The sequence below is a fragment of the Streptomyces wedmorensis genome, from assembly GCF_000716445.1.
Classification (GTDB): Bacteria; Actinomycetota; Actinomycetes; order Streptomycetales; family Streptomycetaceae; genus Streptomyces; species Streptomyces wedmorensis.
The window spans coordinates 1-7,951 of record NZ_JNWK01000115.1; the positions used below are offsets into that span (position 1 = coordinate 1).

Annotated in this window: 3 protein-coding genes; 2 read left to right on the plus strand and 1 reads right to left on the minus strand. The window is 70.7% G+C overall.

What is annotated here, in order from left to right; translation table 11 throughout:
* Positions 1 to 6,244, minus strand: a 6,244-nt coding sequence (locus tag OO54_RS40355) for a hypothetical protein (protein WP_209440914.1), incomplete at its 3' end; no start/stop codon positions are given.
* Positions 6,245 to 6,443: 199 nt separating this feature from the next.
* Between OO54_RS40355 and OO54_RS44650 the strand changes: the two genes are divergently transcribed.
* Positions 6,444 to 6,824: a hypothetical protein gene (locus OO54_RS44650; RefSeq protein ID WP_078905620.1), complete on the plus strand. Its 381-nt coding sequence runs from the start codon at positions 6,444 to 6,446 to the stop codon at positions 6,822 to 6,824.
* Between the two features lie 672 nt (positions 6,825 to 7,496).
* Complete coding sequence (locus OO54_RS44660; RefSeq protein ID WP_078905622.1) at positions 7,497 to 7,784, plus strand: hypothetical protein; 288 nt, start codon at positions 7,497 to 7,499, stop codon at positions 7,782 to 7,784.
* Positions 7,785 to 7,951: the final 167 nt, after the last annotated feature.

Consider the following 7,951-nt stretch of genomic DNA (forward strand, 5'->3'; position numbering starts at 1 on the left):
CGGTGACGTCCTGCAGGGGGGGACCGGCCAGGCCGGTGGCGTGCTGGAGGGCTTTGAGACGCAGCAGGCGCAGCTGCGGGTCGGATTCCACCTCGGAGAGGTAGAGGTCGGCGAGGTGGCCCAGGTCGGCTTCGAGGAGTTCCCCGGTCTGGGCTGCGTACTGCTCGATGCGGTGGCGTGAGGTGTGCAGGGCGTCGAGGGCGTGGGCGAGGGGCCGCTCGTCGCGGGTCAGGGTGCGCAGGCCGGCCTCGGTGAGCCAGCGGCGCAGGGTGCGGCGGCCGGTGTGCTGGTGGGCGGTGGCGAAGATCTGGGGGAGCAGGGCGTCGAGGTCGACGCCGCCCAGGCGGGCGGCCTGGGCGGTGGCGATCGTGACCGCCTCCGTCTGGAGCAGGGCGCGGCCGGTATCGGTGAGTTCTCCGCTCTCCTCGCGGACCGTGACGGTGCCCTGGATGCGGGTGCGGGTTTCCAGGGAGGCGTCCGGGGCGGTGGCGGGGATGTCCCACAGGGTGGTGCCGCGCAGGAGTTCGCTGTAGCCGGCGAACTCCAGCATGTCCAGCGCGCGGTGGACATCGCCCGGGGCGGGGTCCTGGCGGCCGGCGAGCAGCGCGGCGATCGAGAGGGCGTTGACGCTGCCGTAGTGGAAGGCGTGGGCGTCGGCGGTGATCTTCGCCAGCCGCAGCCGGTCCATCGGAGTCGCGGGCTCGTCGTCGTCGACGTTTTCCAGGTCGCGTGCCCCGTACTGGGGTGAGGCGTGGTGCGGGATGCCCGCGAGGTCCAGATGCTGTTCGACGAAGGCCACCGCCCGCTCACCGGCGTGCCCGAACAGCACCGCCGCGATCTCCTCCACCTTCGCCCGCGTAGCCTGGCTCACGGCCTGCCGGTAGCCCAGTTCCACCGCCCAGCTGCCCAGGACCGTCACCGCACGCGCGGTCAGCCGCCCCCGCTCCCACACGGGGATCCGCATCCGCGTCAGCACGTCCGCCACGGACGCCTTGCGCTCACCCGAAGCCTCACCCGTGTCCTCACCGGGCGGCCGGTTGCGCACGCCCAGCGTCGGGGGCACTTCGGGGAACAGGCCGTGGAGCGTGCCCAGGCCAGCGACGATGTGTTTCTCACCCGGCGGCTGCTGGGGCCTGAGCCACGTGCCCAGCTGCCCGGCCGGCACCGCCAGGGCCCGCGGCGTCAACGACAGCAGCAACAGCAGGAGATTTCGCTCCTTCGGCGGCGCATCCCCCTCCACGACCAGGCCCAGATGGTCCACGAGCACCGGATAGGCCGTGGCATCCGCCCCCCAGCTCCCCAGCAGCTCGCCACGCCGCCGACGCACCTCCTGCACCGTGCGGCCGGTGTACCAGGTCTCCGCCTCGCTGTCCGCCGCCGCCTCCAGCTCCCGCAGCCCCGCCAGTGTCAGCTCCTGCGCCAGCGACACCGCCGACACACCCGAGGACCACGACTCCCCGGAACGCACACTCACGTCGTCACCGACGTCACCATCCCTCAGTACCTGCTCGTCCACGGGGTCGTCCACGGACGCATCGGCGTCCCCGAACAGCAGATAGTCCTCGCTCTGCCCACCCCCCTCGGTGAAGGCCGGCGCGAAGCCCTGCTCCCACCCATCGGGGTCTTCTCCAAGCTCCCCGAACGCGGCCTCGAACGCGGCGTCCAGAGCCGTCCGTACCGCACCGTCCTCGTCGGTAACGGGCTCGTTCTCCTGGCTCTCCTCGTCCACCTCCATCAACTGGTCGTCCAGCAGTTCCGCGAACGCGATCTCGAACGCGGCGTCCAGCGTGTCCGGTACGACATCCCTCGCGACAGAGGCGTCGGCTTCGTCGTCCACTTCCATCGACTGGACACCCTGCTCCAGCGTGGTCAGCGTGAACTCCTTCCCCCTCTCCCTCTGTTCTGAGTCGATGGCCTCGTCGTCGGAGTCGGTCAGGAAACGTGACGTGCTGCCCTGGGTGGCGGGTTGGTCGCCGGGCTGCCACATGCCGCCCTTGAGGCCCGTGGGTCTGGGCAGGCCCTGGTCGTCGCGGATGCGTTCGGCCAGGCCCCGGGCGCGGGCGGTCGCTTCGGGTGCCGGAGTGCCGGAGTCGAGGGCGGTGGTGAGGGCCTGGGTGACGGCGGCGAGGGTCCAGTACTCCAGCGGGCTGCGCTGCTGGAGTCCTTCGCCTCTCGCGGAGATGGTCAGCGGGAAGTGGATGGTGTCGCTGACGATGGTGCGGGCGAGCAGCCGCAGGCCGGGGTCCAGCCGCTGGTAGGGGCCGGCTTCGAAGGTGCGCAGGCCGGTGGTGTCGACGACGCGGGACAGCTCCTGCAGGGCCGGCGCGACGACGGGGGCGAGGGGAGTGAGCGGTGTCCGCGTGTCCTGGCCTGTCTGGGGCGGGGTCGGTGCGGCCTTGCCGTCGGTGTGCTGGGGCACGCTCGCCGACCAGGCCCGCTGATCGGCGTCCGACCCCACCGGCGGCGCACTGTCGACGCTGTCCAGGAGCGCGTCAAGCGGATCCTGGAGGGACGTTCGCCGAACCTCGGCGGTGGTCGCCCGAAGCTGCTCCAGTGCGGCACGCGCGTCAGCGAGCCGGCCGGCGTCGCGGGCGTCGGCGACGGTCTTGTGAAGCTCCGTCACCCGGTGGGCTGTGGCGTCGTGGTCGATCCCGCTCGCCTGGAGTGCCTTCGCCTCCATGACCACCTCGTCCAGTTGCCGCTTGAGCCGGCTGGGGAGGAGGCCTTGTTCCTTGGCCGCGTTGGTGAGTACGGCGTCCAGCGGGTCGCGGAACTCCGGGGTGCCGGGACCGTACGGCTTGGAACCGAGGAGGGCATCGGCGTTGTCGGGGGCGTCGCTCTCGCGCGGCTTGGGCCGTACGAGCAGATGCTCACTGAGCCCCTGGCGCCCGGCGGGCTGGGTGGGCTGGGTGGGATCGGTCTGTGGGGACCTCGCCGAGACGGTGACGCCGGGCTCCTCGGAGGGCGGCGGGGTGAGGGAGTCCAGGGCGTTTTGGGCGGGGTCCGGGTTCGGCTCGGTGCGCTTGGCAGCGGCCTTCGCTTCGAAGGCTTCACTCAGGCTCATCACCATGTCGAGGTCGCCGCGCCTGCCCGCGGCGTTCATTCCCAGCTCGTGCGCGTTGAGCTCGTGCGGGCTGAAGCCGAGGTCGAGCAGTTCCTGGCGCCTGTTCTCTTCGAACTTCGCGATCCGGGCGTCCATCTCCCGCTGTGGGGCGAGCTCGTGATCGATGCGACGGCGCAGGTCTTCCCTCACCGCGACGGGATCATCCGCGGCTTCGATGCGCAGCGCCCAGATCTCCAGCTCCTCGGGCGTCATCTGGACGCGTCTGGCATCGCTGAAGATGTCGTCCTGGAGGTTCTTCAGCCGCCGCTGGACATGACGGTCCCAGTCCTCCGGCCCATCCGGCCCATCCGGCCCATCCGGCCCATCCGGATCATCGAGGTCACGCAGGGGATCAACGGAGGGGTCGTCGAACCTCTCCTTGAGCGCGTCGGGCTTCTTGTCCTCGAAGAGGTTCCACAGCTCGTTCTCGCTGACCAGCCGACCCTCGCCGGTCCGCCACTGCTGTGCGACCGCTTCTTCGAAGGCCTCCAGTTCCTCGGCCATGCCGTCGTCCTGGCCGTCGCGCAGCGCCGCGAGCCTTTCCCGGGTCGTGGCGTCGAAGGCCGCTTCCAGTTCGTCGAGCTTCCGGGCGCGTTCCTCGATCGCCTTGAGCACTTCCGGGACATCGCCGCGCTCGCGGGCCCGCTCGATCCGCGTCTCGAAGCTCGCCCATTCCTCGTCCGGCATGCCGAATTCTCCGGCCCTGTCCTTGAGGGAAGCGGTGCTGTGTTCGATCGACTGCTGGAATTCCGACTCGGTCTTCGCCTGGGCGATCGTGCCCTTCCACTCGGCCTCGACACGGTTGAACTCCGCCAGGTCCTCCTGCCGCAGCGCGGTCGTCAGTGCGTCCTTGAAACGGGCCGACTCCGTAGCGCCCTGGCCCGCCTCCACCGCTTCGCCGGCCAGTGCTTCGAGGGATTCGAACCGCTTGACGCGGAAGTGCCAGTCCCGGCTCAGTTCCACCACCGTGGACTTGTCCGAGCCCGATGCGATGGCGTCGGTGAGTCCGTCCTGCCAGTACGAGATCTCGCCCTCGGGCATACCGTGCCTGGCCGCTTGGAGGGAGAGGAACCTCTCCATGTCTCGCGCCCACACGGCATCGCCCACAGGGACGTCGGGTAGCCAGTCCAGCTGTTCGGCCGGCCCCTCGGACTCCGCCCCGTCCAGCAGTGGCTTGAGGCCGTCCCACTCCACGGGCGCGCCGTCCTCCAGTAGGGCAAGGACGTCATCGCGCAGCTGATGCTCGGGCGTACTCTCCCCGTTCGCCCGCAGGATGTCGCCGAGTCCTTCCGCCAACGGCGATCCGGCGGCGTCCTCGGGCAGCGTGTCGGAGATCTGCCGCAGCTCCTCCCGCAGCCCGCCCTGCCCGCCCTGCCCGTCCAGGGCATCCAGCACCGACTTCAGGCCGTCCTTCAACGCTGAATCGGCTGTTTCCTGGCGCTCCCGGAAGGCCAGGAACTCGTCTATGGGCATGCCCTTGACCTCCGCCAGCCGCGCGGTCAGTTCCCGTTCCAGCCGAGCCGACCTGTCGGCCTGGGCTTCCCCGACACGCTCCCAGAACCGATCCACCAGTGTCGTGGCGTCCTCGGTGCGCCCCGCGGCCCACGCGTCGCGGATCTGCTTCATCCACGACGCGTGCTCCTTGAAGGACACCCCCGCATCCTCCGCGGCTTTCGCCAGCAGCTCCGGCTGCGTCTCCACCGTCGCTCGCGGTGTGGTCGGCACATCGTCGACACCCGGCCGGTTCGAGGCACCCGTGACCTGCTCAAGCTCCTGGTGCAACCGCAGGCCCAGCTCCACCAGTTCCGTCCGGCCTTCAGCCCCCCTGCGGCCCGCTTCGGCGAAGCGGGCCTGCCACGCCCCGATCTCCTCCGGCGACATCTGCGCCGCGCGGGCCCGCCCCAGGAGTGATTCCAGCATCCGCACATCGCGCACACCCAGCGACCCGTCCTCACCAGGAGGCGACGGCAGATCCCGGAGCCGGTCCAGGGGAGCACCATCCGATGCCGTCAGCGTGCCTTCACGCGGCCGGGCCTCCAGATCCGCGTCTGTCATCCCGGCGTCCAGGGCCTTCCGCTCCGGCTCCGCCGCCGAGAGGGCTTCGTCCCCGGTCATCCGCGACGAGGAGTCCGCGTCCTCGCGCAGGGCTTCCCAGCGCGCCGCGAGCGCGAGATCCGCCCTGGCGGAAGCCTGCTCCCGTTCTCGTACCATCTGGTCGCGCTCACGGATCAGGCCATGGGCGTCCGCCAACCGGCCCTCATCCACGGCTTCCCTGATCAGGCTCTCCGTGCCGTTCCAGGCCCGCTCCGACATGCCGGCGTCGAGGGCCCGTTCCCTCGCCGCGGCCACCACGTCGAACGGCCGCTGCCCGAGCGGGCCGAGTTCCTCGTTCCCACGGTGACGACGGAACGCCACCTCCTGCCCCACCGATTCCAACTCCGCGACGTGGGCGGTACGCCGCGCCGCGATCGCCGCGGCGGCCTCGGCATCTCCCTTGCCCAGAGCCGCTTCGAACCGCTCCTGATAGAGGGTCCACTCCTGCGGCGTCATCCCCGCGGCGAGGGCCTTCGCCTCCAGCCGAGCCAGGGGACCGGTCTCCTCATCCGCTGCTGGGGGCGTATCGCCGTCTGGGCCCACCGACGGCATGCCGTCGGCTTCGGTTCCCGGCAGCAGGTCCTGCACCAAGCCGCCATGCTCGGCCGGCGCCCTGCCCGCTTCCAGCGGTACGGTCGCCGCCGGCTCCTGCGGGCCGTCGGCCGCATGGGGGACTTCGGCGAATTCGATCGGCATCACGTCCCGGATGGTGCTGCCGTTCCTGCCGAGCATCTGCTCGACGATCCCGCTGTCCATCAATCGCTGAGGGTCCCAGCCCGTTTCACGCAGACCGTTGTGCGACAGCAGAGCCGCGAACTCCGACTTCCGCGCCGGTGACAACGCCTCCATGAGCTCCGAGACCGGCCTGTCCCCGTCCGGGCCCCTCAGCTCGGGGAAGGACCTCAGGCTCTCCGTAAGGGCGTTCTCCACTCTGGCGGCCATCTCGGTGCGAGCGGCCTCGACTTCGGGTGAGCTCTCGAACGAACCTTCCGGCAAGGTCATCTCGAAGCGAGCCCGGTCCTTCACTCCGACGAAGTACTCGAGCATGAGCTGCGCGGCTTCCTTGCCCCGCCCCTGATCACGCAGCCTCTGTGCGAACGACTCGAAGGCCTTGCGGTCCGGAACAGGGGGCTCACCGTCCGGCGCTTCCGTGAGCCTGCCCGGGCCAACCGGCTCACCGGAGAGGACTTCGGACATCTCCGGCCGGGACTCCGGGACTGAGGGCGCGGAAGCGGTGCCATCGGCGGTGACGGTGAGGTTCTCGGGGCGCTTCACCGTCGACGGCGCCGGGCTGGGAGCCGCCTCGGAAACCCTGGCACTCGACTGGGCTCGTACATCCGACGCGGGCGAGCCGGGGGTGCCGCCCGAGAACACGGTGTTGATGTCCGGGACCTTGCCCGCGCCCGCGCCCGTGCCCGTGGCCGTGGTTCTCGGCGTGTTTGCCTGCACAGTACTGGCCGGCGTGACCGTGGTTTCCTGCGTACGCGCCGACACCGGGACCGAGTTGCCGGAGCTGGGGGCGCCGCTGGGGTGTGCGCCGCCGATGAGGCTTTCCGTGCCGGCCCGCGGCTGTGCGGTGGGTGTGGACGGCAGTGCACCGGCGGGCTGCGAGGCGCCGACAGCCTGACCTTCGGGGACGACCACACTCGGCACGTCCGGCCGGCCGGAGGAGAGCGGCGCGTCCGTGACGACAGGCGTGCTCCCCTGCACCTGAACGTGCGGCTGGGCCAGGGGCTCCTGCCGTGGACCGGAGAGCACATCGCCGATCGACACCGACGAGCCGCTTGCCTGAACGGGCGTGGTCACCGTCCCGTCGCTCGACTGCGACTGCGACTGCGACTGCGACTGCGACTGCGACTGCGACTGCGACTGCGGAACATCGCTCTGCGCGGGGACGCCGGGGGCCTCCGAGACAGGCGGTGAGCTGTCCAGAGGGGTCGTCGTCTCCGCGGTTCCACTGGAGTCGACCGGACCGGACCGCACCCGGGGAGTCTCGGGCGGCGGCGTCGAGACGGCCGCCTCCACCGTGGAGGACACCGGCCTGACCGGCACCTCACCCTCCGCGGGTGCCGTGCTCCGCAGCGTGTCGCCCGTGCCCTCGGACACCGCCGTAATGTTGCCGGCCGCGATCTCACGGCCCTGAACGATCGTGTCCGGCCGACTACCCTGCCCCACCGGATCGGCACCCGGGCGGGGACCTTCTCCCGCACCGCCGGGTATCTCCCCCTTGCCGGACGGGACGGCCGTCTCCGCCGTCCCTCTGATCTCCCCACCGACGGGCCTCGCATCCCCCGAACCGGTGGACAGCGACGCATCGGAGGACCACGACGATTCGGTGGAGACCGTACTGGCACGGTCAAGCAGCCGCCTCTCGCTGCCACCCGCCGACGACACCGGCCGGGAGCCCGTGCCGGAACCGGCAGGGCCGCCCTCGAAGCTCGTCTTGACCTGGACGAACTTGTTGTTGAACGCCCTGGGCACCTTCACCGGGTTGACCTTCAGCGGAGTGATCCGCTGGGCCGCCGCCCGCGCACCGCCCGCCGTGCCGAACGCCAGACCCGAGGTGACCATGTGCCAGGTGACATGACCCGCGTCCTGCCCGGTCGCCAGCTTAACACCTTGCCGATACCGAACCCGATCGCCCCGCCGATCGCGCCCATCGCGACATTGATCCCCAGCTCGGTGAGATTCTCCGTCGTGAACTCCCGACGCGTCCCCTTCGCGAACCCGACCACCTGCGCCGCGATGTTCAGC